Source organism: Actinospica durhamensis, from assembly GCF_018139695.1.
GTDB classification, from domain to species: Bacteria; Actinomycetota; Actinomycetes; order Streptomycetales; family Catenulisporaceae; genus Actinospica; species Actinospica durhamensis.
Genome location: NZ_JAGSOG010000035.1, coordinates 14,246 through 38,266, shown reverse-complemented (window position 1 = coordinate 38,266; position 24,021 = coordinate 14,246). Strand labels below are relative to the sequence as shown.

Here is a 24,021-nt window from a genome sequence, read left to right as displayed (position 1 = left end):
CCGCGAGACGTGGGACGCGTTCGTAAGCGGCGTTGACCGGCGCCTTCGTATTCATCGTGCCCGACGCTGCGGGTGTCACCGAGTTTTGATGTGCTAGCAATGCCTAACCTATCCATAAATCTCAATTGCCGTATGCATGGGCAGTGGAAGCGACGTAGAGCGGCGTGGTGAAACCTAGCTCGCCAAGCTCAGCTGGGCTCGCCCTCCAACTGCCGACTCTCCGGGGCAGGCCGGCCGCGTCAAGGGCGCAGGCTGCGCCCGCGTCGCGGTGGCGTTCATCGGCTGGCCGGCGGAGGTGCGCGACCGGCCTTCGGCCGGCCCTTGACTCGCCCGACCTCTGGGCCCCGGACCCATGGCAGCTGTTGGAGGGCCGCGGAGGAGTGGTCGGAGATGTGGTCAATTCGGCATCGCCATTTTGAGACCTAAGCAGGAACGATGAACTACATCACGAACTGATAAATATGGCCGCCGAACTGGCCTTTTGTGTTGCAATGTATTGCTTCTCGTGGTTTAATTAACCCATCGAGAAAGGGCGGCATCCCCGACTCGGCCCCAAGGAAAACCAACCGAGAGCGAGATCTCATCATGGTCAGTTCGTTGCTCACCCCGACCCGCGCGCGCTCGTCCGAGCGGAATCTGCGCAACGCCGACCTTCCGGACTTGGTGGTCCGGCTGGACTCGCAGCAGCGGCGGAAGGTGGACGTGGTCGCCCCCGCCTCGGCTATTCGGGCTCAGGGCGGAATGCTGGTCGTAGAGGAGGCCGAGCGCCGGATCAGCGCCTCGGGCGTGACGTCGGTCGCGGGCGCCTACGAGCCGACTGGTGTGTGCGAGAGCGGCATTGCGGAGAAGCTGGGCGTGCCGCTGGTCTACCTGCGGCGGATGCGCGCCGAGGCCCCGCACCTCTACGACGCGAACGTGAACGAGTGGCTGGGGCGCGACGGACGCAAATTCCTGGTGCGAGCACTGAGCTCCGGGGACGGCGGCGTGGGTCAGGCGCGAGCGTTCCTGTCCAACGGATACAAGATCATCGATAACTTCGACGTCCTCACGGCCGTCCTGGACGGCGTGCGCCAAGCGGGCGTGCACGTTGACATCAAGAGCTGCGACCTGTCCGACCAGCGTATGTACGTGCGTCTGACGGCCCCGGAGATTTGCGGGTACGCCCCCTACCTGCTGCGCAACTACCGCAGCCCGTACAGCGGCCGGACCGGCGCGGAGAATCCGACGGTGTTCGCCGGCCTGGTGATCTCCAACAGCGAGACCGGATGCGGCTCGCTCTCCATGACTCCGCAGCTGACCGTACAGGTCTGCGACAACGGCGTGACCATGACCAAGGACGTCGTGCGCGCCGTGCACCTCGGCGCGAAGCTCGACGAGGGTCGGGTGCAGTGGAGCGAGGACACTCAGCGCAAGACGCTGGCCGTCTACACTGCCCAGGCCCGCGACACCGTCCGGCGCTTCCTGGATCGGGACTATGTCGAGGCGAGCATCCGGGAGATCGAAAAGGTCTCCGGTGCGCCGGTCGCGGACGTGGAGGAGACGATCAAATCCGTGTCCAAGACGCTGCGGTTCACCGAGGAACAGCGCAAGGGAATCTTCGACCACTTCATCAGAGGTGGGGATCTCACGGCCGGGGGCGTGCTGCACGCGGTGACCTCCTACGCCCAGGCCGTGCCGGATCCCGACGACGCGCACGAGCTCGGAGCCCTGGGCATCCGCGCGATGGAGCTTGCAGCCGCCTAAGACGCCGATGGTGGCCGGGCCGCGCGGCCCGGCCACCCGGCGCCAAACCCGGTAAGAGCACCGTGAACCACTGCCTTGACGAGCACGATTACGCGCGCACCCCGCCTTTCGGCTACCCGGACGATCCGCCATGCGAAGACTGCGGCGCTGCTGGAGGAGTGCGCTGCCTCCTGGACTGTCCTACTGGCCTCGGCGAACCGTTCGACCCGCCAGCGCCGCGCCGCGACCGGCGTGGTCCCGAATTCCCTTGATCCCCTGCGTCGCTCGCGGCGCATCCCCTTCTCCCGTGCGGACAGGGCGGCATCCCCGCCCGCACGGCCCCGAAGAACACCAACCAACGAAAGTAGAACACTTATGAGCATCACCCTGCCCGAAAGCGGCCAGGCCGCCCCGAACGCGGCGCTGGTTGTCGAGATCGAGGCAATCGGCCAAGACGTCGAGCCGGAGGCGCAGGTCCCGGTGCCGGTGCTGGTCGAGCCGATTCCGACCATCCCCTTGGCCGCACTGGTGCGCAACCCGGACAATCCGCGCGGTCCGCAGGAGCCGGACGCCGACCTGCTCGCCAGCGTGCACGCGGACGGGTTCAAGGAGCCCTTCCTGATCACGAAGACCGACGACCCGAGCGTCTTCATGATCTTCGACGGGCACCGGCGGATGGACGTGGCCGAGCACTTGAAGCTCAAGGAGGTGCCGTACGCCTTCGATCCGGCGCTGGCGGAGGACCCGGCCGCCCGCCACCTGATCGCCGTGATGACCTCCCGGCACAAGAAGCAGCTGACCGCGCTGGAGACCGCCAGCGCGCTGTTCAGTGCGGCCGAGGCGGGCGTGTCCAGGACGCGCCTTTCCCGTGCCTACGGCGAGAAGGCGGGTTCGGTCGATCAGGTACTCAAGGTCGGCCGGATGCCGGAGACGGCCCGGCGCGCGGCGGAAGCGTCCGCGTACGCGTGGGACATCACGGAGCTGGCCGCGCTGGAGGAGGTCGCCGACGACGAGGAGGCCACGGCCCGCCTGATCGAGGCCGCTGAAGAGGGCAGGTTCGCGTTCCAGGTCGAGCGCGAGCGGATCGAGCGGGCCGAACGCGTGCGGCGCGAGGAGATCCGGGCGGAGCTGGAGGGCGCCGGGATCAACGTGCTGGAGGAGGCTCCAGAGAATGCACGGCGCCTGACCGGGCTACGCGACCCGGAGAAGGAGGGTGCGTCCTTGACGGCCGAGGCGCACGCCGGGTGTCCGGGGCACGTGGCCGTGTTCGAGCCGTACGGCCAGGCACGTACCGGGTTCTGGTGCACGGACCCGGAGGGAAACGGCCACCAGGAGCGGTACAGCCACATCCTGCGCCCGGCCGGCACCAGGACCCAGGATGCCGCCGCGCGCCGCACCGTCGTCCTGGGCAACAAGGACCACAAGGCAGCCGAGGCGGCGCGCCAATCGTGGCTGCGCGGGCTGATCGCGGGCGGAGGGACGGCCCGGAAGGAGGCGTTCGAACGCCTTGCGCGGTTCGCCGCGCTCACCACGCTTACCGCGCCCGACCCGGTCCGCAAGTTCGCCTCGGCCGGTGACCGCCGCGAGCGGATGGCCGACCTGCTCGGCATGGGAGGCGTCAAGCCCGAGCCGTGGCGAGCGGAGCTGTGGGCGCAGGCCGTCATCTCAGCCAATCCCCGGCGCCTGGCGATGCTCCAGTTCGCCGCCGTGGCCGCCGCGTATGAGAAGGCGATGACCAAGGATGTGTGGCGCACGGACCTGCCGCCGTCCGAGTACACCGGCGCCGACCGCAAGCACGCCCGCGTCTGGCTGGGTTTCTGTGCTGAGGCCGGGCACACACTCTCGCCGATCGAACAGGCGATCGTCGCCGACCAGTCCCACGCCCCAGGCGAAGTGCCCACCGCACCGCTCATCGGCCAGGACGACGAGCCGGGCGACCAAGACGAGGAGCCGGATCGAGACGCCGCACCGGCCGAGAGCCTGACGGACCAACCCCGCGACGCACAGCAGTAGTGCTGCGCGCTGAGCGCCGGCGCCCCCCTAGGGTCGCTCTGCGCGGCGCCGGGGGCGTTCCGGGGCGCATCGAGCGCCCCGGAACGCGGCCGATCCTCATTCTCTTCGCCCGCTCGCGTCCGGCTTCGCACCTCCCGCGCAAGGCCGCCTGTCCGGGCCGCCCCTGCGCGCGCTTTCAAGGAGCCTCTGATGTATCAGATTTTTGAGATCGACCCCGCTGGCGCCATCGAGCGAATCTCGCTGCCCGAGCAGGAGCTGACGCTGGGGACGGTGTTTGCGCTGCTCGGCGGACCCTGCCGTGCGGCCACCCGGGGCACTCCGCGCTTGGACCTGCTGCTGTGGATCGATGCGAGAGCCGCGAAGCACGACCGCGAGGCCAACCCGCGTGTCAGCGCGATGCTGGGCGAGGTCTTCCGCGACCCGGGCACCGCCGTACGCGGGCCCCTGCTGGTGACCGGCGGATCCCGGCAGAGCCCGGCCACGCTGGACAAGCAGCGCAGCACGTTCGAGACGCACTGGAACAGCCTCCTGGCCCGGCGCACGTACAGCGGCGGATGACCACGCCCGCTGCTTCGCCCCGCCCGGTGAGAACGCCCCGCACAAACAGCCTGCCGATAATCCTGTGTCCGTCAGCTGACGAGGCCCGATACCAATAAGGAGTCTGTCATGACTCTTTTTCCGCACACCCGGCTGCACCTACCTGACCCCCACCCGAATGTCACAGCCGTGAGCGAGCTGCCCACCGCCCACGGGCTGGTCTGGGTCGCGTCTGTGGAGCTGCAACGCCTGCATGTCGGGACGTTCGAAAATGACGGCAACGGCGCGGCGACGGAGTTCGTGCCCTATGACACCTCGGTCTATGGCGAGCACGAGTTCGAGGCGTTCGCCGCCGCATGCCTGCGCGACGGAGCCCCCGTGAGCGCCGAGCGGGTCATCGAACTGCTGGTCGAGGAGTACGACACCGCGCTGATGGTGCGCGAGGTAAGTGGTCACACCGGCACCTACGTCCGGCAGGTGCGCGGCGGACGCACTGTCGGATACTCCGAGGCCGAAAACCGTCCCGTCACCCGTGCCGGCCGGCTCGAGTTGGCCAGGCAGCTCGCTCCGCGGCCGATCCACGGCCGGGATGCGATCACGTGGGAGATGTGGACCGGCGAGAGGTGGCAGCCGCTACCCATCCCGCTCTACGACTGAGCACGCCAGTGAACCCGGACCCTGATGGTCCCGTATCGCGCGGGCGGCGCGGCATCGCCGCCTGCGCGCCCCGACAAACCTCAACCGCGAAGAGAAGAGAACGATAGCCATGCCCGAATCCACCGGCCACTCTGGCCCGTCCGAGCCGACCAGGGGCCAGCGCGCGATACTTGAAGGGTTGCGTCTGGCGTGCCTGGCTCTGCTCATGCCGGACGAGCCGCCGCGCGAGCTGACCCCGGGCGCGCAGATCGCCTGGTACACCGGTGTGCTGTGCGCTGCCGTTGACACCCTGGCCGCGCGCCCCGACCTCTACGCACCCGCGGAGCCCTACAGCTCACCGGCCGTCACCGGCTACGGGCACGCCCTGAGCGCCCTGCTGCACGCCCGGCCGCGTACCGGCATCGCGTTCCGGCTCAACACCTACTGCAACATCGTGCACCCAGCCGGCCTGGACATCTCCGTCGACCCGGCGACCTCCGCGATCCACGAGGCGATGAAGGCCGCCGCAGTGATGCTGCACGCCACCGAGAGTGTCAATGGGCGCATGCTGGCCGGTGAATTGGCGGGCGCCTGCCGGTCGCTGAGCTCCGCGGTGCTGTACGCGACCGAGGCGATCCGCGCGGCACGGGGCGAGGGCGGCACCCTGCTCTAGGGGCCCGCAGTAAAAAGGGGCGATGGCCGACAGATCCGCCCGTGGAGCGGCGCCTTTGGCATAAGGCACTGTCGGCCATCTGGCCCCGCGCCGTCCCCAAAGGCGCCCAACCGGCGCACTCATCACGGCCCGGAACGTAGCTCGAGTCTATCCGGCCGCGGCCTGCGGCCACGGCCATGTGGGCACGTCAGCGTGGAAGCGCGGACCGTGTGAAAAGATCGGCCGCGAGATCTCCCTTCCGTCCACCCCGCCCTGTCTCGAGGAGCCACCGTGCCGCCCAGCGAGGCCCGCCGCACGGTGACCCGGGCCGAACTGGTCGCGGAGCACGCTGTGCCGCTGAGCACTCTGAAGTGGCTCTATCGATCTCGGGACACCACCGGGCACCCGGAGGCGGCCAACCCCGGAGGCAAACCGCTGGCCTGGTACGAAGACGAATGGGTCCCCTGGTACGCGCAGTACCAGCGCGCCCCGGGCCAGGGCCGACCGGCGGGAACGCCCAGCCGACACGCGAAAGCCCACCCGTACGCGGGTGACGAGCGGCTCACCGCCGTACTCGGCTGGCTCGGCGAGGGACGCGAGCTGAGCGCACGCACCGTCCAGGGCGAACTGGCCGCGCTCGGGCACCAGGTCAGTCCCTCTGTGGCCGCCCGCATCCTGACGGTCGCCAAGTCCGTCGCGGCCGCACAGCACCCCGTCGCGGACGCCGGCCCCGCCGCGACCTGACCCCGGCCGGACCGCCGTCTGTCGAAGCCCGCTCGGCCGAACCGCCCCGGGGCGGCGTATCCCACTGGCACGCCGATCGCACCGCCGCGCGCTGGTCGGAAGCCCACCGGACCCGGTTTCGTAGCCCCTGCAGAGCGGCACCGAGCGTCAAGTCCCGACTCGGCCACGCCCTGATGCGGCGGCTCGACCAGGCAATGCCCGTGCGTCGCAACCCAACCCGGCGAACCGATCGCATCCGCTGAATCCAGACGGATTCCGCAGGCCGTGCCGCACACCGGTGCCTTCGCGTACTGATCCGGCCGAGGTGCGCCGAGGCGGCCGGTCGTTGATTCCTCCCCCAGCGGAGTCCACGGCCCGGCCCGCCGCAAGGGCCGAGCCGCTGCGCGGTCGCGCTGCGCGCGAGCCCCTGCCCCGGGCCGGATCCGTGAACTGATCCGTGGCCCGTCACCACGACCAGGCCGGCCGCCCCGGCCACGCCCCGCCCGGGGCGAGATCCGCAGAAAGGCTCCCAGCCATGAGCATCACCACCGCCATCACCGTCATCGGCAACCTCACCGACGACCCGCAAGTCCGCTTCACCCAGTCCGGCACCTCCGTCGCATCCGTGACCATCGCCTCGACCGAACGGGTCTACGACCGCTCCAGCGGCGAGTGGAAGGACGGGGAGACCACCTTCATCCGCGGCACCGTCTGGAAGAACAACGGCGCCGAGAACCTGACCGACTCCCTTGAGAAGGGCAGCCGCGTCATCGCCCACGGCAAGCTCAAGCAGCGCAGCTACAAGGACCGCGACGGCATCGACCGCACCGTGATCGAAATGGAGATCGACGAACTCGGCGCCTCCCTCAAGTACGCCACCGCCAAGACGACCAAGATCCGCCGCAGCGCACAGGCTGCGAACGAGACCTGGCAGACCGCCGGAGTCTGAGCACCCGCAGCGCCGGACACCCGGCGCCCACTGCTCCACCCCCATCCCTGGCCGGGCGGGCGGCATCCCGCCCGGCCAGATCCCCAAAGGCACCTGACCGGCACAGAAAGCAGCACCGCCATGAGACTTCCCGTCCTGCGCCGCATCGTCGGCACCCACGCCCCCGCCGAAGCCGTCATCCACTACGAGGTGCTCGACGCCGAGAGCGGCGCCCTGCTGAGCTGGGGGTCGACTACCAGCCTGGACACCGTCGTCGAACACGCCACGAACGCCCGCGGCGATCTCGCCGGCCGTCGGACCCATGTCCGCAGGCTGACAGCACCGAGCCGGGCGAGCGCCGCGGCGTGGCCCGAGCCGACCGGCACCGCCGACCTCACCCACGTGAATCGGGTGCGGTCCGCCCTGACCGACCTACGCCACGCCGTCGAAGACGCCTATGCGGCCGGGGTCGACTCCGACCTGCTCAGGCACGCGGCCGACCCGGACCTCACCGCGATCCGTGACCTACTGACCGGCACGGGCCTTTTCGACCTGCCGACCTGGAAGCTGGGCTACCCGGGCAACCTCGACCGCGCAGCTTGGGCCGCCCGGTCGCTGGCCGTCTTCGGTCACGGCACCGGGCAGCTTCGCGACGGCGAGCGCGCCGACGCCGAACTCGTCGCCGAGATGTCCGGCGACCTGGTGTGTGACCTGATGCACCTGCTCGACCATGTAGGGGTCGACGCGTACGCGACGATCCAGCGCGGCATCGGCCACCACGACCACGAAGCCGCCGAGGAAGCAGACAACGCGAATGCCCTGGAGCACGCCGCGTGAGCGTGCAGCCCACCAGCCCGTCAGCCTCGCCCAACGCGAGGCTGACCCGCTGGACCGTCACCGCGATCACCCTGCTCATCGCCGCACTCGCATTCGCGTTCTGCTTCGGCAACGCCCACGACCTGTGCATCAGCCTCGGCCTCGACGGGTGGATAGCCTGGCTGATCGGGCCCTCGGTCGACCTGAGCGTCATCGGGCTGCTGGTCGCGGTCCGCTACCTGGCCTCCGCCGGCTACTCCGGCGCCGACCTGGCCAAGCCCCGGTGCCTGCTGGGCCTGTGCGGGCTGCTCACCTTGGCGCTCAACACCGCCGACGCCCTGACACACGGCCAGTTCGGAACGGCAGCCGTCAACGCCATCGGCCCGATCCTGCTCATCTGCTGGTCAGACGTCGGTCCATGGCTCCTGGCCGAACTCGCCGCCGTCGCCCACCGCGACCACGAATCCCGACGCATCGACACCGGGCAGCTTTCACATGCTGGAGGTACTGCCGAAGACGGGCCGACGCCTCAGGACGACCTTCCCGACATCGCCACGCCCGCCGCGGTGGCGGGCCTGGCCGGACCGGAGGCCAGCCAGGCCGACCTCGACCTGGCCAGCGGTGCTGTGCACTGCGAACCGGCCGACCCTGCGCAGGTCGAAGCCGACCTGTGGCACCTCGCGCTCAGCGCGGACGCCGAGCACCGGGCTTCTACTGGCCGACCGATCTCCCGAGACGCCCTACGTGGCGCACTGCACATCGGCCGCGACCGCGCCAGCGATCTCAACCGTCGCCTACGCGAACACGCGGCCTCCGCCGCCAGGTTTGCGGAACCAACGGAGTCGGCCGGTAAAGCCGCACCGGCCGATGACTCGTCCAGCCCGGACGCAATCCCAGTGCCGGCTTCGAACAGCGCATGATTCCCCCAGTGCGGGCCACCAGCGAAACACTGGCGGCCCGCACGGCAACGTCGATACAGGCCGGAAAGCGCAGAAGCCGCCGCGACCCGGCCAACGGGCCTTTCAGCGGCCACGGGTGGTGGAGACCCGCCCACGGACCCTGCGATGCCAACGCGATAGCACGCGTACCGATCGCAAGGAAACGCGGCCGAAAGCGGCTCAGCTCATGGGCGTCCGCTCAGGCCCCCGGCCGCTCTGCCGACCCGCCTCTACCAGGGCGCTCGCCCCGGTCAAGGTCGTCGTCCTCGGCTCCGCCTGCGGGCGCTCCACCTTGACCTTGGCTCACCTGGCCCTGGTCGTGGCCGGTGCGTCAGAGGCACTTCCGGTCAACCCGAGAGGGAAAGCACATGGCAGACCACTTCGCACACGATCCGACCCGCGCCGCTGAACCGGCGCGACCGCGACCGCACGAGGCGCGCGACCGCCGTCAACTGGCTGCCGCCGTTGCGGCCGGCGAAACGCCGCGGTGGCTGATGTTCTGGGGGAACCGCCCCACCCTCGAGACGGCTCCGGGTGCCACGTATCTGAGCCAGTGGTGCTCTTCGCCGTTCAAGGCCGACGGCAACACGTACCGCACTGCAGAGCACTACATGATGGCCGGAAAGGCCCGGCTGTTAGACAATCGAGAGCTTGAACAGCGCATTCTGGCCGTCGGCCGTCCCTCACTGGCCAAGATGCTGGGCAGAGAGGTCCGTGGCTTCGACGAGGCGACGTGGTCCGCGCATCGCTTCAAACTCGTCGTAGAGGGCAACCTGGCCAAGTTCTGCCAGATCCTACCTTCGCGAATATCTGACCTCGACGGGCGAACACGTCTTGGTCGAGGCCAGCCCGTACGACCGGATCTGGGGAATCGGCCTGCCAGCGCGCGATCCGCGCGCCACCGGCCCGGCCGGCTGGCCGGGCCTGAATCTCCTGGGCTTCGCACTTATGCAGGTCCGCAGCATACTCGTAGCCTGATACGCGACGGCCCGGGGCGGCACGCCATGCCGACCCTGGCTCCTCCCGCCGCTCAGCCCCAGGGCGTGCGGTCGCTGCGGTCCTTCAGCGGAGCACGGGCCGCCGGACCCGCCGCAAGGGCCGAGCCGCTGCGCGGGCGAGCTGCGCTCGCGCCCGTGCTCCGGGCCAGACAGCTCGTGCCAGGCCGCGGCCCGCCAGCGGGCCGCGCGGCCAGGACACCGCATCACCCAGGAGCAGCACAATGACCGGCACTAGTCCGCAGACCCCTGATCAAAACGCGCGCGAGCCATCTTCCGGCGGGAGTGCGTTCATTCAGTACCATCGCCCCTTACCGCACGGCGTGGCACACCGTCCCCGCTGGGCGTTACCTCCTCCTGCATGTGCTCGGATGCGATCGCATCGCGCGGGAGGAACGGTTCTTCAGTACCGATCCGGCCTACGAGTTCACCGGGTTCACCATCGAGCACACCAGCAGTCTTGAGCTGTACGCCGATCACTTTCACGAGTCGCTGCCGTGCCGGTGTCTGCCCAGCCTGGACTACTTTGCCCCGCTGCCCGACGGCACGCACTGGCATCCGCCGAAGGCTTTCGACACTGCGCGCCACGCGCTCGTCCAGGAGGTTGACGGGCAGTGGGAGCCGGTGGCCTGGTGCCGGCGCGAGTACCAGGCCGAGGAACTCCTTCGTCAGCGGCTCGGCGCGCGGATCGCGCCCGTGCATCGAGATTTCCCCCATCCGGCCCGCTGCCGGTGAACGGCTTCGCGCTGGCCGTTTGCGTGGCCAGCGCCATATCCATGCCCGACGCCTACGCGCCGTCAGTCGTCGCCGGGCGACCCGGTTCATCCCGGTGCTGGCGTAGCCCGCTCTGCCGCGGTCAGCGATCCGCCTGCTGTGCGCCCGTGGAGACTTGCCGAAAGCATGTCGACTCTCGGGCTTACGGTTTCGAGCATTCGGCATAAGCGCGGACCGCAACTCGGTCACTTCACGGACGGCATCGGGGTGGGGAATCAGCCTGGCACGGTCCGCGCAACCGCGTAAAATAATTGATTCGTTGATATTATTTTTTGCATCGCTGCAATGCGCTGCCATGCTCGCCCGACGGTGGATGGTCCGGATTTCCTGCCGAGTCGTTAGAATCCTCCCCAACAACGACAGAGAGGAGGTTTGAATGGGTACTGACGTACAGGCGCGCGAGCCAGGCCGCAACAGTGTCGAGATCCGAATGCCGGCCTGGCTCGCCCTCACCGCGTGGATCTGGCTCACGCTGCTCGCAACAGCGGTCCTGATCCGCCGCTCCGCATAATCGCGGGCATAAGCGGCTTGAGCAAATGGGCGGCAGTTCTGGCCGGTCACCGGGCTGCCGCCTTTCGCTCCGATGACGACCATTTTAGCACTAAGCGCTGCACTATTGCACTAAGGCTTGCGTTGTAGCAATGAGCCTGGTTCCCTAGGACAGATCATTGATTTAATTTGCTGGCTTCCATACGGCGCGCGTGCCGTACCGCCGTACTCGGGACCTCAGCCAGCAGCACGTCCACAGCTTGCGCATGTTCGACGAACACTGTGAGCCACTCGGTTTCCGCCCCTCTACGTGGTTGCCGACACGACCCTTCGCGTGGCCATGTCGGTGGCGGCGAGTGCGGCGAGGACGTCGCCGCCTCCGCGATCAACCCGTCCATCAGCCGCTGGAAGACACCCTGCCTCGCCCACACCCGGAACCGCCCGGCCACCGTCGACCACGGCCCATAGCGTTCGGGCAGGTCGCGCCACGGGCTTGCCCGTGCGAAACCGCCACATCACCCCGTTGAACTGCGCCCGCCGCATACCCGAGACCGGGCCGCGTTCGCCGACCGGCACGAACGGCTCTAGCAGCTCCCACTTCGCATTCGTGACATCTCCACGCGCCATATCGGAGTTCTACTATGCCGCAGCACACCGCCGGGCCAGGCAACGAACCCAGCCCGGCAGTGATCACAACATCACACAGGCCCAAGCAGGTCCGGCCGAGTCCAATGGAGCAAAACACTTCCCGAGTGTGACCAAGCTCGTGAACGGGTTGGCCGCGGCCGGCACGCCCGGGCGGAGTTCGTACGCCTCCGTCCGTCGGTCTGCCCGTAACGGCGGTTTCCGGTCAGGTTTCCCGGTCGGATAGCCTGCCGAGGCTGCTCGCCACCGGGAGGGACGTGACCGTGTTCAACAACGCTCGAGGCGAGTTGGCGTCTCGCGCCATTCACGAGGCGGGCCACGCTGCGGCCTTCATCGCGCTCGGCTGGGAACTCGACTACGTCACGCTCAGTTTCGACGGTTCGGGCCGGGGGCGCACCGTGCCGGTCGATCCATACCTGGGGACGATCGGTCAGCGGCGTCTCGTGGCCGCTGCCGGTGTTATCGCCGGTCTGCAGCAAAACGGTTGGCGGGTGACCAATCGGGGAGCGATCGACATCTTCTGTGGGTCGGCTGACAACAGGTTCGAGGTATGCGGCCTCAGGTCGGGTTCGATGAACAGGATCGATCGTGGCTCCCTGGTCGGGCGGCCCGATGAGGACCTCTACGCGTTCGCCGTCGAAGGCGCCGAAGAGCCGGTCGCGCCGGAGGACGCAGCGTCCATTTGGAACGCATGTGGGGCGTTCGTGGCCTCTGTACTGTCGGCTGTCGTCGCGATTGCGTACGGGTTACTCGAAAGCCGGGAGATCACGCTCGCCGGGAGCGCTGCCACCGGCTTGTACACGGCCGCCATGCGCGGTCGGCCGCCCGCGCTCCTTCCGGCATGGGCCACGGTCTTGTAAGGATCGAGGGAGGACACCCGCAGGCCAAGAACCTCTTCGATCATGCATGCCGGTCGATCAGCGCTAAGGCCGGGTGCGCAGGGCCTCCCACGGGAAGAGCCGGTGGAATTCGGCGTAGTGCCAACCGCCCATCGCGATCGGAGCGCCGCGATCAAACCAGCGTAGGACCTCGCCGAAGCCGGGCGAGATGCCCCTTTCGTGGACGACGGCGTTGCGCAGCAGGCGCAGATCGCCGAGCAACGGCACCTTGATGTCTCTTGGCTCGCAGCCGTGAGCTGCCGCGAGCCTCGGCCTCAACTCTTCGTCCCACTTGGCGAAGAACATCACGATCCACTGATGACCGAGCCGATCGTCCACCGGCCCGTTCAGCTCGATCTGCCTCAACAGTTTGGAGACACGCCAGTTGGCGTAGGTCGCGGAGTCGGGCAGGTTGGGATCGCTGATGCCGAGGTAGAACATCGGGTCGGGGTTCTCCGCGCTCGGTGTGACGTGCGTGGCCACGAACTGCGTCAGCTGTCTGAGGCCGGCCTGCGCGAACCCGACTGTCGCGGTTGCGTCGTTGAGCGCTTCGGACAACTCGGCGATGACGGAATCGACGCCCTCTGATGTGGTGGAAGCCATGACGCGATGCTCTCAGGCGGGGCCGGATGCCTCAACGGCTGCCCGGAGGAAGCCACCTGACAGCAGCAATCGGTACCCACGCCATCGCGCAAACGACGCCACTTCACCAGTTGGGCTTCCGTAGCAGTAGGCACGGGTTGTGCCGGCCGTGGGGCGAACGTCGCTGCTCACCGGGTGGTCAGGTGCAGGACCTCTCCCATCTCCTGTGACGGCGGCGCTGCCGGGGCACCGCGTCCGTTGCAGCCCGTTCGCTCCACCTCACTCACTTCTGCCGCTCCCGGATGCCGCTGCCGGAGGAGAACTGATGGTGCATCATGGTGGCCTCGCGCCGCTGCCGGAGGAGTCCACACGACGGCTCGGAAAAAACCTTGGCCGATTCATCGCACGGATCCGGCGCGGCCGAACACTACTGGGTGAGGGCCGCGCGCGACGCGCTGCGAGATTCCCGCCAGGGCCGAGTAGCCCGGGGGGTCACGCACCGTCTCACCTGCGCAGCCGCGGGCTGGAGCGCCCCGTTTCCGTGCGCCTCGCACCAGGTCGGGGTCTCGGTGCGCCCACGTCCACCACCTGTACCTCTGAGAGGAGGAGTCCAGGAATGAATCAAGGTTCCATCAATGCCCACTGCGCGTTGCGCACGATCGGCCGCCCATCCCCGGAGGCTCGCACGTCCCGCCGGCTCTCCACCGCGCCCGAGCGCGGGCCCACCGCCTCGTGCGGGCGCCCGCCGTACGGCGGGAATCGCGAGACCGCCCGGGCGCCGCCTGCCACCGATCGGCACACCACGGTCCCACGCGGACCTGCGCCATATCAGGTCACGCATACCTCCGCGCGCGGCGTGACGGTGCGGGCAGATGAGCATGATCCAGCCACCCCCGCCGAGCCACCCGCACGTTCGCGGACGATCGCTTCGAGCTGCTGGCCAAGATGGAGGGGCCGGTGTTCGCGCGCCAGCTCGCCTACCTGAGCGGCGACCGCTTCCTGGCCGACAAGGCCGTCAGCGAGGCGTTCCTAGAGATCGCCGAGCCAATTCCCCCAGACACACCCCGCCGGCCCCGGCCCGCGCCAGCGCGAGAATCAACTCGCCCGGTACCGGCTGCCCAGCAGCAGGCGCGACTGCTCCCGCAGACGAATCGAGGCCTCAATAAGAGCACTAATTCACGAATCTTGAATCAGTGGTCAAGGCCGGACCGCGGGCCACCGGCCGGGGCGATCCGCCGGTCGGCAGGCGGTGCGGGGGCGGCCTGGCGGCGTCTAGATCTGCTCGGGGGCGTGCTCGGCTTTGAGGCCGAGTACGAACGACTTGTACCGCCAGTGCTGCGCGACGCGGAAGGCGTGGCCGACCACCGTCGCGATCGTGGGCATCGGCAGCGCCGGATCCTGTTTCGCGGCGAGGATCTTCGCTTCCAGGACGGGCCAGAGCACCCTGGCGAGGTCGACCTTGCTCGGCTTCCTGTCCTCCGTCCCCTGGCCCCACTGGCTCCAGACCCGTTTCACATCCAGCTTGCGCGCGCGCTCGGCCTCGATGCTCTCGATCAGCTGCGCGCGGCTAAGGCCGCCGACCGTGTGGTGGATCTGGATCAGCCCGTCTGCTATCTCTTCGTTGCTGAAGTGCTCGAACTCGTAGCACGCCTCGGACCAGCGGTGGATCTCGACCAGCACCTCGAGTTCGGCGTCCTCGATCGCCTCGCCGGCTCCTTGGATCTTCAGCACGTCCTTGATCTCGGCCAGGATCTGCGCGCGCGTCTGCTCGACCTTGCTGTCCTGGTAGAACTTGCCCTCCGGGTCGACCGCGAGCATGAAGCAGGTGGGCGGTTTGATCAGCCACCAGAACTTCCCGCCCGGGTCCTTGCGGCTCACCAGGGGCGCGGCGATGTGCCCGCCGATCTTGACCGGGTCGTGGTCGACGCCGCCGAGCTTGTGCATGCGCACCAGTTCCGGGGCGTCCGGGTAGCCCAGCGCCTTCCACACCAGCGGCATGTGCTCGGCCTCGGTTTCGCCTTCGACGGCGAGCACTACGCGCGGCTGCGGGGCAAGGCCCAGGTCCATCAGGTCCGCGCTGAGGGTCTGGCCGCGGTGGCTGACGCGGTCCTCGAGCACGTGCCCGGAGTGCGGGGGAAGGGAGACCAGCGGCTCGGCGAGGCCGCGCTCGGCCATCTCCTCGTAGAAGCGCAGCAGGATCTCCGCGGCGATGCGCGCGTCGAAGGCGGCCAGGGCCGGGCCTTTGAGCGCCTCCCACTTTTCCCGCGGGGCCCGGCGCACCAGCGCGCGCCAGTGCCCCTCCAGCGGATCGAGGCGATCGGCCCGGTAGAGCAGCCACTGCGCGTCCTCGAGGGCGTGTGCCGCGCTGTAGCCGATCTGCTCGGCGATCGCGGCGGGGTCGAAGCCGTCGCGAAACTCCTCCCAGTGCACCGGATCGACGTGCACCGGCGCGAGCCACTCCCGGTCCAGGTTCGGCAGGTAGCGCGCCTCGAACGCGCACACGGCGGCCGCGACGCGCCGGTAGCGGTTCATCAGGCGGCGCAGCTGCGCGTCTGGGCGCGGCGGGCGGGCCGGGACCCGGACGTTGAGCGCGCGCGAAGTGGTCAGGCGGTGGCGGCTGGCGAGCCATGCCTCGAGGTCCGCTAGGGCGAGGAACTGGTGCTGGGCGTAGAGCAGGCCGTTCCACCACGGCCGCGCTCCCGTGCTGCGCCGCGGGTCGAACCTGATCCTGTTCCTGACCGTGCCCTGGCCCAGGTCGAGCAGGCGCCCGCTGTTGCGCGCGGCGCGCAGCTCCTGCAGTTGCCAGCCGCCGCGCCACGGCTCGGCCTCGCCGAGATCGACCCCGGGGCTCGTCGGGCGGGTGCCGACGTAGAGGAAGGGGACCAGCAGACGGTGCCGGTAGAGGTCCTTGAGCGCCGACGCGTCCAGCCGGTAGCCGCGCCGCGCAGCCTGCGAGAGGAACTCCTCGGTGTTCAGCGGCTGCAGCTGGGTGAACGCCAGCGGCATCGAGGCGAGCGTCAGCGTCGAGATGGGCGAGGGCTCCGGCGGCGGAGTGAAGGGCGCGGGCGTGTCGGGCATGGAGCGATGCTAGGCCCGGCGGGGCCCGGTACGGCAAGCAGGATCCCGCGCCTGTACGTGGATCAAGGCCCTACCTCCGTCCCCGGTCGCAGCAGGCCCGCGCTCCTTACACGGGCCCGTCGCCCCGCCCCGCTCTCGACTCCTCGCGCAGCGACGCGGCGAACTCACGCCAGGCATAGTCGGGGCCGAACCACAGTTGCCCGTCCTGGAGCTCCTCGACCTGACCGAGCAGAACATCGAGCGCGGCGCACGCCGTGCCCGCCCGCTCGAGCAGCTGGGGTACATCGACGTACACCGGTGCCTGGCGCGCGGCAGCCAGCACGGACCCCTGGCCCGGGGTCTTCACCCGCACCTCGCTGTAGCGCAGCCACTGGCCGTCCGGGTCCACGGCGGCGAACATCTCGCACACCGCCTCGACCTCGCCCTGCACCTCGAAGCCGAACAGCGCGGCCATCCTCGTCAGGTGCCGGGCCAGCACGTCGAGCCGGTGCGTGGCGGCCAGGTCCTTGTTCATCTTGGCCAGATCCACCGGCGGATCCTGTCCCTCGCGCAGCTCGAATTCCAGGCTTCGCGCCAGTGTGCCCACTACCCGCTTGAGCCCGAGCTCGAGGGCGTGCCGGAGGAGGTAGAGCACGACCAGGATCATCGAGTCGTCCAGATCCTGCTCGCCCCAGAGTTCGGCCAGCAACGCCGCGCCCGCGGCGAACGCGAAGGCGAGCTCCCCGTCCTCCTCGCCGTGCACCCCGACCGCGCCCGGCCGCGCGCCGATCACCGCGAACCGCGGCGACCACTCGGCCGGCGCGCCACTGGAGAATACCCCTGCTGCATCCATCCGCCCATCATCCCTCCCGGTTGGCGGCTTCGTGAAAGGGTTTCAGGTAAGCGGCGCGCCCGCCCGTCCGGCCCGCTTGCCGGGCTCGTCGGTGCCGAGCTCCGCACGCATGGCCTCGAGCAGTGCGTTGCGCGCCGCGGAGGTCTCGTCCTGCCATCGCCCCTCGCCGGCGCGCTGCATCAGATCATTGAGACCTATCATGTAGGTGTCGGCGGCGGTCCTGGTCTGCTCGTCCGCGACGATCGAGAGTTTCAGGTAGGCGCTGGTCAGCGGCGAGACGAGGTGCCGTGTCGCCTCCCGGTAGGACGGCGCCGGCGGCGTGGCGTTCCCGCGAGACCGCCGGCGCCACGCGCGCCCGGCGCTGACGTTCGGGCGGGCGGCCGCGTACAGGTCGTTGGCCCCCTGCCACGCGTCGTCGGCCGCTTCGAGGAACCGGTGGAACGCAGCGGCCTTCTGCTCGCGCGCTGCGCCGGCCGAGGCCCGGTCGAGCTCGAGGGCCTTGAGATCGACCTGGGTGCGCGCCTGGCGCCGCGACACCAGCAAGTTGGCCCACGTGGTCACGATGATCGTGCCGAGGGTAACGGCGAGCGTGCCCCACCACGGGGTGCCCGAGGACCCGTTCGCCGCGGCTTGATACACGTGATCATAAGATGTGCCGCAGCGTTCCCGCGCATCTCGGGCCGCTCCCGCGCCGCTCGTGCGCTGCGCCGTCCGGGCGTGTCCAAGGATGCGGGGCAAGGCGCCGCGTTGTACACAGCAGCACCGTAACCGTCTCCAACTGTGCGGCGTGGCGCCGCGTCGCACGGGAACCGGCCCCGTTGCCCGTTGCCTTGGTCCTACTGGTGATACGCATCACCCGCCTCATCGTCGTGTCCCACCGCTGCCGCTACAAAAGCGCGTATCAAGATTTGCTGCTCCGCCGCTCGTTCGCCCCTCACCTGTTCCAGTGGCGCCGCGCCACCGCTCCTGCGTTCAGTCCATGGCCGACAAGCCTGCCTCGACCCACGGCTGCGGCCCAGGCGGTGCCGCCCTACGGGAATCACACCCGGCCGACGCCGCCGCAAGGGCCGAGCCGCTACGCGGGCGAGCTGCGCTCGCACCCTTGCCCCGGGCCGGACCGCGCGCGATTGACCAGAGTCCGTCACCACCCAGCGGGCCGCGAGCAGCAGTCCCAGACAGAGACGGACCACGCCCGTGAAATACACGCACCACTGGGCCTGCCAGTCCGACGCCGACGGGTTCCAGTGAGCTTCCCTAGAGTTTTCCGTGTGATCTAGCCCGTTGATCTGCTGTTTCTCGTTGTGACAGGGTTCGCCCGGATGGGCGTACCCGTTTGGCGGCGGGTGTGGGCCGTTGTCCCGGTAGCTGGGCGGTCTCCGGGCCATTCGGCATCGGAGCCTTCACGCGCTTGGCGCGGCGGTGGCGGCGCTTTGCCGCATCCATCGCCAGTCGCTCGAGGTCGGCCGCGGTCAACTCACCGGCGTCGTGGGCGGCTTCGAACTCGTCCGGGGAGCGGTAACCGAGATTGCGCTGGATTCTGCGCGGGTTGTAGAACCCGTCGAGGTACTCGAACAGGGCCTGGTTCGCCTCGGCCCGGGTGGCGAACTCCCGCCGGCGCACGCACTCGGTCTTGAGCGTCGACCACATGTTCTCGGCCAGGGCGTTGTCGTACGAGTCCCCGACCGTGCCCATGGACGCGGTGATCCCGGCGCGCACCAGCCGCGTCGTCAGCTTGATCGAAGTGTATTGCGACCCGTGATCCGCGTGGTGCACGAGGCTGCCGTCGGCAGGCGGGCGCCGGGCGCGCAGCGCGTACTCGAGCACCGCGCACACCAGGTCCGCATCCGCGGTATCGCTCGTCTCCCACGCGATGACCTTGCGGGAGAACGCATCGCGAATCGAAGCGAGCCACAACGGCCCCTCGCCGGTGGCGATCACGGTCAAGTCGGTGACCCACAGCCGGTTCGGCGCGGCCGCGGTGAACTGCCGGTTGACCGCGTCCACGGGCCGGGGATCGTCCGGGTTCGGGATCGTGGTGCACACCTTGCGCGCCGGGCTGACCCCGGTGATGCCGTTCTCGCGCATCAGCCGTTCCACCCGCTTGCGCGAGACCGTCTCGCCCTCGCGCCGCAGCACCGCGTGTACCCGCGGCGAGCCGTACACTCCGCCGGAATCGGCGTGGACCTCGCGGATGCGGGCGAGCAGCTCGGCATCGCGCAGCTCACGCGCGCACGGGGCCACAGCCCGCCGGCGCCAGTCGCCGAAGGTGGACGGGGCTATCGCCAACTCCCGGAGCACGGGCTCGACCCCGAACGCGGCCTGGTTCTCCTCGACGAACCTCAGCAGCGCCGGCCGGTCTGGTCGAGCTGGACCGCGAAATACGCGCTCGCCGCCCGCAGGATCTCATTCGCCCGCCGCAGCTCCATCACCTCCTTGCGCAAGCCTGCGAGCTCGGCCTCCACCTCCGCCGGCAACTCCGGCACCGCTGTTGCCACCGCGCGCGATCGGCCCCGGCCCGAGCGCCGGGCGTCCTCGTCCTTGCGGATCCAGTTGCGCAGCGCCTCCGGGTGTACACCGAGCTGACGGGCCATCTGCCGGACCACCGGCTTCTCCTCCGCCGCCCGGTACATCGCCACCGCCCGCTCCTGCAACTCGGGCGGATATTTTCTCTGAGCAGCCATCAGACCGACTCCCTTCACGTGATCCATCACGCCACGGGTTCGATCACTCGGCAACTCGGGGGAAGCTCACCTACCAGGTGTCCTACGCCGGTGACGCGCACCTGACCGCATCCAGCGCGAGCATCAGCGTTCAGTTCGATTAGGACTGGATGCCCGAGGAAACGCTGTCAAACCGCGTCGGGCAAACGCGGCGATGGGGCATGTCAGGGCTGTCCACATCGATAGACGTGGACAGCCCTTCGCCATGTGGGCGACTCGTTGGGCGACTGGCGTCCGGGCTCCGTCGGGAACGGCCCGTGAGGCCTTGCGGGCTTGGCGTCGGTCACGCGTTGTAGCAGACAACCTCGACGGGGCTCGTCGTGTCAGAGGTGACTTTCGACGTCGTCGTGCAGGCCGTACCGTGCTCATAGGGGGCGAGGCCGGTGATGGTGTAGGTGCCCGGCGGGAGGGTGAGGGTGAAGGACCCGCCGATCGCCCGGGTTGATGCGACGACGGTGGTGCCGCGGGTAGCGGTGATTGTGCCGTCCAGCGCAATGGGGGGAGGGTTGGGCGCCGTCGACGCGCCTCCCACCGCGGTGAACGTCCCCTTGAGCGTGCCGTTGGCGGGTGGTGCCTGAGTGCACGCGCTGACGATCAACATTGTCAGTGCCAAGGCCGAGACCAGCTGAATCCGGTGGTAGTTGCGAAACGGTGGCATGTCGTCCTCCGGGCGATGCGTCACTGAGTGGAACTTTGACGGCGCGCGGGGGGAGGGGGTTCCCCGGTGACCCCAGGATGCAAGCAGTGTCCTGCGAGCGCTTCAGGGGCCGACAAAAGCCAGAGCGTATGTAGAGCGGCGCCGGCCGATTACAGGGGCCCCCACCAACCCTGCGGAACACGTCGGCGCCGTGGCGGATCACGGGGCGGATTGACCCACGCCACCGCTTATGTCAATATGCGAGTGTGCTGAAGTGGGTGGATGCGCATCCGATTCGGGCCTTGGTATTGGTTCACGCCGTCCTGGCCGTTGCCGCGATCGTCGGGATATACGAGGTACCCGTGTCCGATTCCGGCTTTCCGGGGGTCGTGGCGATGATGCTGGGCGTGGCGATTTGGTCGGCCTTGACCGTTCGCAGGCATCGGCGGAACGCTCGTTGACCGCGACCCGCGCACATGTCAGCATGTGAGGATGCTGAAATGGATCGACGTGCACCCGCGCAGAGCCCTGGCGTGGATCACGTTTCTCGACATCGTGGTCGGGATCACCGCATGTCATGAGGTGCCGGAGGGGCGCCTCTCGATCTCGATGCTGATGATCGTCCTGCCGTCTGCCGCGCTGTCGGCTATACGCCGTAGGCAGCAGCGATAAGCCATCGCCGAACGCGCGAGCGGGACCGACGGCGCACGGGGGCGCTGGGCACGCCGGTCGGGGCGGATCGGGGTCATGGTTGTAGCGGTATTGATACTCGCGTGGGTTACCGTCGCTCTGGGCAGCGAGGGTCTGCTCTGAGGGCGGGGGAGGCACGATGCATCATCGGCGTCACGCGGTGGCGGTTGCGGCGTCTGTGGCTGTGGCCATGGGGTCTGCTGTGGCGGTGGGCCATGCGGACGGTGCGAATGTGCTCTATGTGGACAACGCGCCCGGGAGTAACTGCTCTGCCGCCGGGCCGGGGACTGCGGCGGCGCCGTTCTGCACGATTCAGGGGGCGGCGGACGCGGCTGTGCCGGGGGATACCGTGGAGATCGCGGCTGGAGGGTATGCCGGGAGCGTGGACATCACGTCCGTCGGCACGGCCGCGGCGCCCATCGTCTTTCAGGCGCAGGGCCCGGTCACGCTCGGGAACGGTGTGTTGAGCCTGGACGGCGCCGCGTATGTGACGATCGAGGGGCCTCGGAGCACGGGCTCGAACAGCTATCTCACCCATCAGTTCTCCATCGACTCGATCACGGTGAGCTCCTCTTCCCACATCGCGCTCGACGGCCTGCGTGCCATCGCGCCGAGCGCTACGGCGACGGCGGTGCACGTGACCTCTGGATCGTCGGACGTGACGGTCAGTCGGGACACGATCATCGGGGCGGGTACGGGAGTGCTCGTCGACTCGGGCGGGTCTGGCATCGATGTCAGCGAGGACGGGTTCAGCTCGTTGGCGACCGGTGTCTCGGTGACGGGTACGCCAGGGACCGACATCGTCTCGAACACTCTTGTCGACCTGCCGCACACCGGTACGGCGATCAGCGTCGCCGGCGGGTCTACCGGGACGTCGATCGAGAACAACATCGTCGCAAACCCGAGCTCGGCCGGGACCACGGACGGGACGTCGATATCCGTCGATTCCTCCTCGACGGCCGGCACGGCGCTGGACTACAACGTGGTCTACCCGACGCCCATCGGTGGGGTGGTGGACCAGACCCCGTACTCGTGGGCCGGTGCCTCCTACACCACTGCCGCGGCGTTGCTGGCGGCGACGGGGCAGGGCGCGCACGACCTGAACGCCGATCCCCAGTTGAACGCTGCCACGGTGGCGTCGATATCCCCCACTGCACCGGAAGTGAACTCGGCGAACGCCTCGGCGCCCGGGATGCTCGACACGGACTACTTTGGTGAAGCCTGCACGGGAGACGGGCTGGCGGCCGTGACCGGGACCGGTTCGCCCGCGTTCTGCGCGCGGGGTGCGATCCAGCCGGTCTTCACGACCACGGTCACTCCGGCCGCCACCTCGGTCGATGCGCTGGGCGTCACCCTCCACAGCTCGATCATGCAGACGGCCGGCGTAGGCGCGTCCACGTACACGGTTGCGAACGCGACGGCCGCGGCAGTCCGGTACGCGGTCGACTGGGGTGACGGTCAGACCGGCTCGTACGGCCCGACGGACGTGCCCAGTCACACCTACGCTTCGGCCGGCACGTACACGATCACTGACACCGCGGCCCTGACCACCGGCGCCACGGGTTCCGCCACGACCGCCTTCACCGCCTCGGGCTCCGACTACACGCCCTATGGCCCGGTGCGTGTGCTCGACACCCGGAGCGGGCTCGGAGCGGCGAAGGCGAAGCTTGGAACCGGCATGTACTTCTCGCTCAAGGTGGCGGGCGTCGGTGCGATCCCGTCAGGTGTCACCGCGGTCGCGATCAACCTCACCGCGACCGACACCACCGTGAACGGCTACCTGAGCGCCGACGGCACCTCGGTCTCGAACGTGAACTACCGGTCCGGGCAGACCGTCGCCAACAACGCGATCGTCCCGGTCAGCTCGGGCGGATACATCAACATCTACAACGTCGGTCCCGAAGGCGGCTCCGCGGATGTGATCGGCGACGTGACCGGGTACTTCACCAACACCGCCGCCTCGCAGTACGCGCCGGTGCCGCTCGAGCGGATCCTCGACACCCGCAAGGGCACCGGGGCGCCGAAGGCGCAGGTCGCCGGGGGCTCGGGGGTGCCGGTCGCCATCGCGGGCATCGACTCGATCCCGTCGAACGCGACCGCCGTCGCCGTGCACGTCACCGCCGTGGACGGCACCGGCAACGGCTGGGTCGCGGCCGAACCCGACGGCGCGGGCACTCCGACCACCTCGATCCTCAACTACCTCAAGAGCCAGACCGTCTCCAACACGGTCATCGTCCCGGTCGGCCCCGACGGCAAGATCGAACTCTTCAACGGCGGTACCAAGACGCCGGTCGATCTCATCGCCGACGTCTCCGGATACTTCTCCGCCACGGCGCCGGACGCCTACATTCCGGTGACGCCGTACCGCGCTGTGGACACCCGCGAGACGGCCGGCCCCGCCGGCGGTGAGACCGTGCAGTTCCCGCTCGGCAACGACGACATCCCCGGTGCCCCGTCGGCCGCGATTGCCTCCGGCGCGACGATGGTCACGAACATCACCGTGACCGACACCCAGGGGAACGGCTACCTCACAGTCTTCCCGGCCGGCACGACGCAGCCCACGGTCTCGAACCTCAACTACCTCACCGGTCAGACGGTCGCGAACATGGGTGTTCTGAACACCACGCGCGATACCGCGGAGATCTACGTCTACAACGGCTCCGCCGCCCACACGGATGTGATCTTCGACGTGTTCGGGTACTTCGCCGGCAGCTGAATCCGACCTCGGAACGATGG

22 protein-coding genes and 2 pseudogenes are annotated in these 24,021 nt (G+C 69.0%); 16 read left to right on the top strand and 8 right to left on the bottom strand.

All coding sequences use genetic code 11. From position 1 onward, the window contains the following. Positions 1 to 585: 585 nt before the first annotated feature. The 13 genes and pseudogenes from KDL01_RS10150 to KDL01_RS44490 all read left to right on the top strand — a co-directional run bounded on the left by KDL01_RS10150 (position 586) and on the right by KDL01_RS44490 (position 11,245). Positions 586 to 1,743 (top strand): hypothetical protein, encoded by a 1,158-nt coding sequence (locus KDL01_RS10150; protein ID WP_212528144.1) that lies wholly within the window; start codon positions 586 to 588, stop codon positions 1,741 to 1,743. A gap of 354 nt (positions 1,744 to 2,097) precedes the next feature. Then, positions 2,098 to 3,735, top strand: a complete 1,638-nt coding sequence (locus KDL01_RS10145) for a ParB/RepB/Spo0J family partition protein (RefSeq protein WP_212528143.1) — start codon at positions 2,098 to 2,100, stop codon at positions 3,733 to 3,735. A gap of 189 nt (positions 3,736 to 3,924) precedes the next feature. Continuing rightward, complete coding sequence (locus KDL01_RS10140) at positions 3,925 to 4,293, top strand: hypothetical protein (protein WP_212528142.1); 369 nt, start codon at positions 3,925 to 3,927, stop codon at positions 4,291 to 4,293. A 108-nt stretch (positions 4,294 to 4,401) separates the two neighbouring features. Further along, on the top strand, positions 4,402 to 4,929 hold the full coding sequence (locus tag KDL01_RS10135) for a hypothetical protein (RefSeq protein ID WP_212528141.1): 528 nt from the start codon (positions 4,402 to 4,404) through the stop codon (positions 4,927 to 4,929). A gap of 109 nt (positions 4,930 to 5,038) precedes the next feature. Then, positions 5,039 to 5,581 (top strand): hypothetical protein, encoded by a 543-nt coding sequence (locus KDL01_RS10130; RefSeq protein WP_212528140.1) that lies wholly within the window; start codon positions 5,039 to 5,041, stop codon positions 5,579 to 5,581. Between the two features lie 270 nt (positions 5,582 to 5,851). Then, positions 5,852 to 6,304, top strand: a complete 453-nt coding sequence (locus tag KDL01_RS10125; RefSeq protein WP_212528139.1) for a hypothetical protein — start codon at positions 5,852 to 5,854, stop codon at positions 6,302 to 6,304. A 514-nt stretch (positions 6,305 to 6,818) separates the two neighbouring features. After that, on the top strand, positions 6,819 to 7,232 hold the full coding sequence (gene ssb / locus KDL01_RS10120; RefSeq protein WP_212528138.1) for a single-stranded DNA-binding protein: 414 nt from the start codon (positions 6,819 to 6,821) through the stop codon (positions 7,230 to 7,232). A gap of 120 nt (positions 7,233 to 7,352) precedes the next feature. Continuing rightward, a complete protein-coding gene (locus KDL01_RS10115; RefSeq protein WP_212528137.1) occupies positions 7,353 to 8,048 on the top strand; it encodes a hypothetical protein in 696 nt (231 codons plus the stop codon). Continuing rightward, entirely contained in the window at positions 8,045 to 8,947 is a 903-nt protein-coding gene (locus KDL01_RS10110) for a DUF2637 domain-containing protein (RefSeq protein WP_212528136.1), read from the top strand. The genes KDL01_RS10115 and KDL01_RS10110 overlap by 4 nt, the downstream gene beginning before the upstream one ends. Positions 8,948 to 9,333: 386 nt before the next feature. Further along, positions 9,334 to 9,696 (top strand): annotated as a pseudogene (locus KDL01_RS45875) (NADAR family protein); the annotation flags it as partial. 103 nt (positions 9,697 to 9,799) lie between these two features. Continuing rightward, positions 9,800 to 9,943, top strand: coding sequence for an NADAR domain-containing protein (locus KDL01_RS45870; RefSeq protein WP_368861540.1), 144 nt, complete (start codon positions 9,800 to 9,802; stop codon positions 9,941 to 9,943). Positions 9,944 to 10,323: 380 nt separating this feature from the next. After that, positions 10,324 to 10,695: a hypothetical protein gene (locus KDL01_RS10100; protein WP_212528135.1), complete on the top strand. Its 372-nt coding sequence runs from the start codon at positions 10,324 to 10,326 to the stop codon at positions 10,693 to 10,695. 415 nt (positions 10,696 to 11,110) lie between these two features. Beyond that, positions 11,111 to 11,245 (top strand): hypothetical protein, encoded by a 135-nt coding sequence (locus KDL01_RS44490; RefSeq protein WP_281415330.1) that lies wholly within the window; start codon positions 11,111 to 11,113, stop codon positions 11,243 to 11,245. Positions 11,246 to 11,399: 154 nt separating this feature from the next. Here the strand turns inward: KDL01_RS44490 and KDL01_RS46760 are convergent. After that, a pseudogene (locus tag KDL01_RS46760) lies at positions 11,400 to 11,705 on the bottom strand (transposase); the annotation flags it as partial. 420 nt (positions 11,706 to 12,125) lie between these two features. Here KDL01_RS46760 and KDL01_RS10090 point away from each other — a divergent pair. Continuing rightward, positions 12,126 to 12,728, top strand: coding sequence for a hypothetical protein (locus KDL01_RS10090; RefSeq protein ID WP_212528134.1), 603 nt, complete (start codon positions 12,126 to 12,128; stop codon positions 12,726 to 12,728). A 63-nt stretch (positions 12,729 to 12,791) separates the two neighbouring features. On the opposite strand, the gene KDL01_RS10085 is transcribed toward KDL01_RS10090, so the two are convergent. The 7 genes from KDL01_RS10085 to KDL01_RS10055 all read right to left on the bottom strand — a co-directional run bounded on the left by KDL01_RS10085 (position 12,792) and on the right by KDL01_RS10055 (position 20,640). Next, positions 12,792 to 13,349 carry a hypothetical protein gene (locus KDL01_RS10085; protein WP_212528133.1) on the bottom strand — a complete coding sequence of 186 codons (558 nt, stop codon included), beginning with the start codon at positions 13,347 to 13,349 and terminating at the stop codon, positions 12,792 to 12,794. Positions 13,350 to 14,600: 1,251 nt separating this feature from the next. Then, positions 14,601 to 16,406 (bottom strand): hypothetical protein, encoded by a 1,806-nt coding sequence (locus KDL01_RS10080; protein ID WP_212528132.1) that lies wholly within the window; start codon positions 16,404 to 16,406, stop codon positions 14,601 to 14,603. A gap of 106 nt (positions 16,407 to 16,512) precedes the next feature. Further along, entirely contained in the window at positions 16,513 to 17,238 is a 726-nt protein-coding gene (locus tag KDL01_RS10075; RefSeq protein WP_212528131.1) for a hypothetical protein, read from the bottom strand. Between the two features lie 42 nt (positions 17,239 to 17,280). Further along, entirely contained in the window at positions 17,281 to 17,877 is a 597-nt protein-coding gene (locus KDL01_RS10070) for a hypothetical protein (protein WP_212528130.1), read from the bottom strand. Between the two features lie 615 nt (positions 17,878 to 18,492). After that, entirely contained in the window at positions 18,493 to 19,536 is a 1,044-nt protein-coding gene (locus KDL01_RS10065) for an IS3 family transposase (RefSeq protein WP_307846222.1), read from the bottom strand. Positions 19,537 to 19,577: 41 nt separating this feature from the next. Further along, the gene (locus KDL01_RS10060) at positions 19,578 to 19,919 is read right to left on the bottom strand and encodes a transposase (RefSeq protein ID WP_212528129.1); all 342 of its coding nucleotides are present in this window, start codon (positions 19,917 to 19,919) and stop codon (positions 19,578 to 19,580) included. A gap of 322 nt (positions 19,920 to 20,241) precedes the next feature. Further along, on the bottom strand, positions 20,242 to 20,640 hold the full coding sequence (locus KDL01_RS10055) for a hypothetical protein (RefSeq protein WP_212528128.1): 399 nt from the start codon (positions 20,638 to 20,640) through the stop codon (positions 20,242 to 20,244). A gap of 447 nt (positions 20,641 to 21,087) precedes the next feature. On the opposite strand from KDL01_RS10055, the gene KDL01_RS10050 reads away from it, so the two are divergent. Further along, positions 21,088 to 21,267 carry a hypothetical protein gene (locus KDL01_RS10050; RefSeq protein WP_212528127.1) on the top strand — a complete coding sequence of 60 codons (180 nt, stop codon included), beginning with the start codon at positions 21,088 to 21,090 and terminating at the stop codon, positions 21,265 to 21,267. A 400-nt stretch (positions 21,268 to 21,667) separates the two neighbouring features. Continuing rightward, complete coding sequence (locus tag KDL01_RS10045) at positions 21,668 to 24,001, top strand: hypothetical protein (protein WP_212528126.1); 2,334 nt, start codon at positions 21,668 to 21,670, stop codon at positions 23,999 to 24,001. Positions 24,002 to 24,021: the final 20 nt, after the last annotated feature.

What these genes read in the sequence shown, in the direction of transcription:
- KDL01_RS10140 (WP_212528142.1), top strand. Translation starts at nt 3,925, where the DNA reads ATGTATCAGATTTTTGAGATCGACCCCGCTGGCGCCATCGAGCGAATC.
- KDL01_RS10145 (WP_212528143.1), top strand. Translation starts at nt 2,098, where the DNA reads ATGAGCATCACCCTGCCCGAAAGCGGCCAGGCCGCCCCGAACGCGGCG.
- KDL01_RS44490 (WP_281415330.1), top strand. Translation starts at nt 11,111, where the DNA reads ATGGGTACTGACGTACAGGCGCGCGAGCCAGGCCGCAACAGTGTCGAG.
- KDL01_RS10075 (WP_212528131.1), bottom strand. Translation starts at nt 17,238, where the DNA reads ATGGATGCAGCAGGGGTATTCTCCAGTGGCGCGCCGGCCGAGTGGTCG.
- KDL01_RS10085 (WP_212528133.1), bottom strand. Translation starts at nt 13,349, where the DNA reads ATGGCTTCCACCACATCAGAGGGCGTCGATTCCGTCATCGCCGAGTTG.
- KDL01_RS10150 (WP_212528144.1), top strand. Translation starts at nt 586, where the DNA reads ATGGTCAGTTCGTTGCTCACCCCGACCCGCGCGCGCTCGTCCGAGCGG.
- KDL01_RS10050 (WP_212528127.1), top strand. Translation starts at nt 21,088, where the DNA reads ATGCTGAAATGGATCGACGTGCACCCGCGCAGAGCCCTGGCGTGGATC.
- KDL01_RS10115 (WP_212528137.1), top strand. Translation starts at nt 7,353, where the DNA reads ATGAGACTTCCCGTCCTGCGCCGCATCGTCGGCACCCACGCCCCCGCC.
- KDL01_RS10130 (WP_212528140.1), top strand. Translation starts at nt 5,039, where the DNA reads ATGCCCGAATCCACCGGCCACTCTGGCCCGTCCGAGCCGACCAGGGGC.
- ssb (WP_212528138.1), top strand. Translation starts at nt 6,819, where the DNA reads ATGAGCATCACCACCGCCATCACCGTCATCGGCAACCTCACCGACGAC.
- KDL01_RS10080 (WP_212528132.1), bottom strand. Translation starts at nt 16,406, where the DNA reads ATGCCCGACACGCCCGCGCCCTTCACTCCGCCGCCGGAGCCCTCGCCC.
- KDL01_RS10135 (WP_212528141.1), top strand. Translation starts at nt 4,402, where the DNA reads ATGACTCTTTTTCCGCACACCCGGCTGCACCTACCTGACCCCCACCCG.
- KDL01_RS10060 (WP_212528129.1), bottom strand. Translation starts at nt 19,919, where the DNA reads ATGGCTGCTCAGAGAAAATATCCGCCCGAGTTGCAGGAGCGGGCGGTG.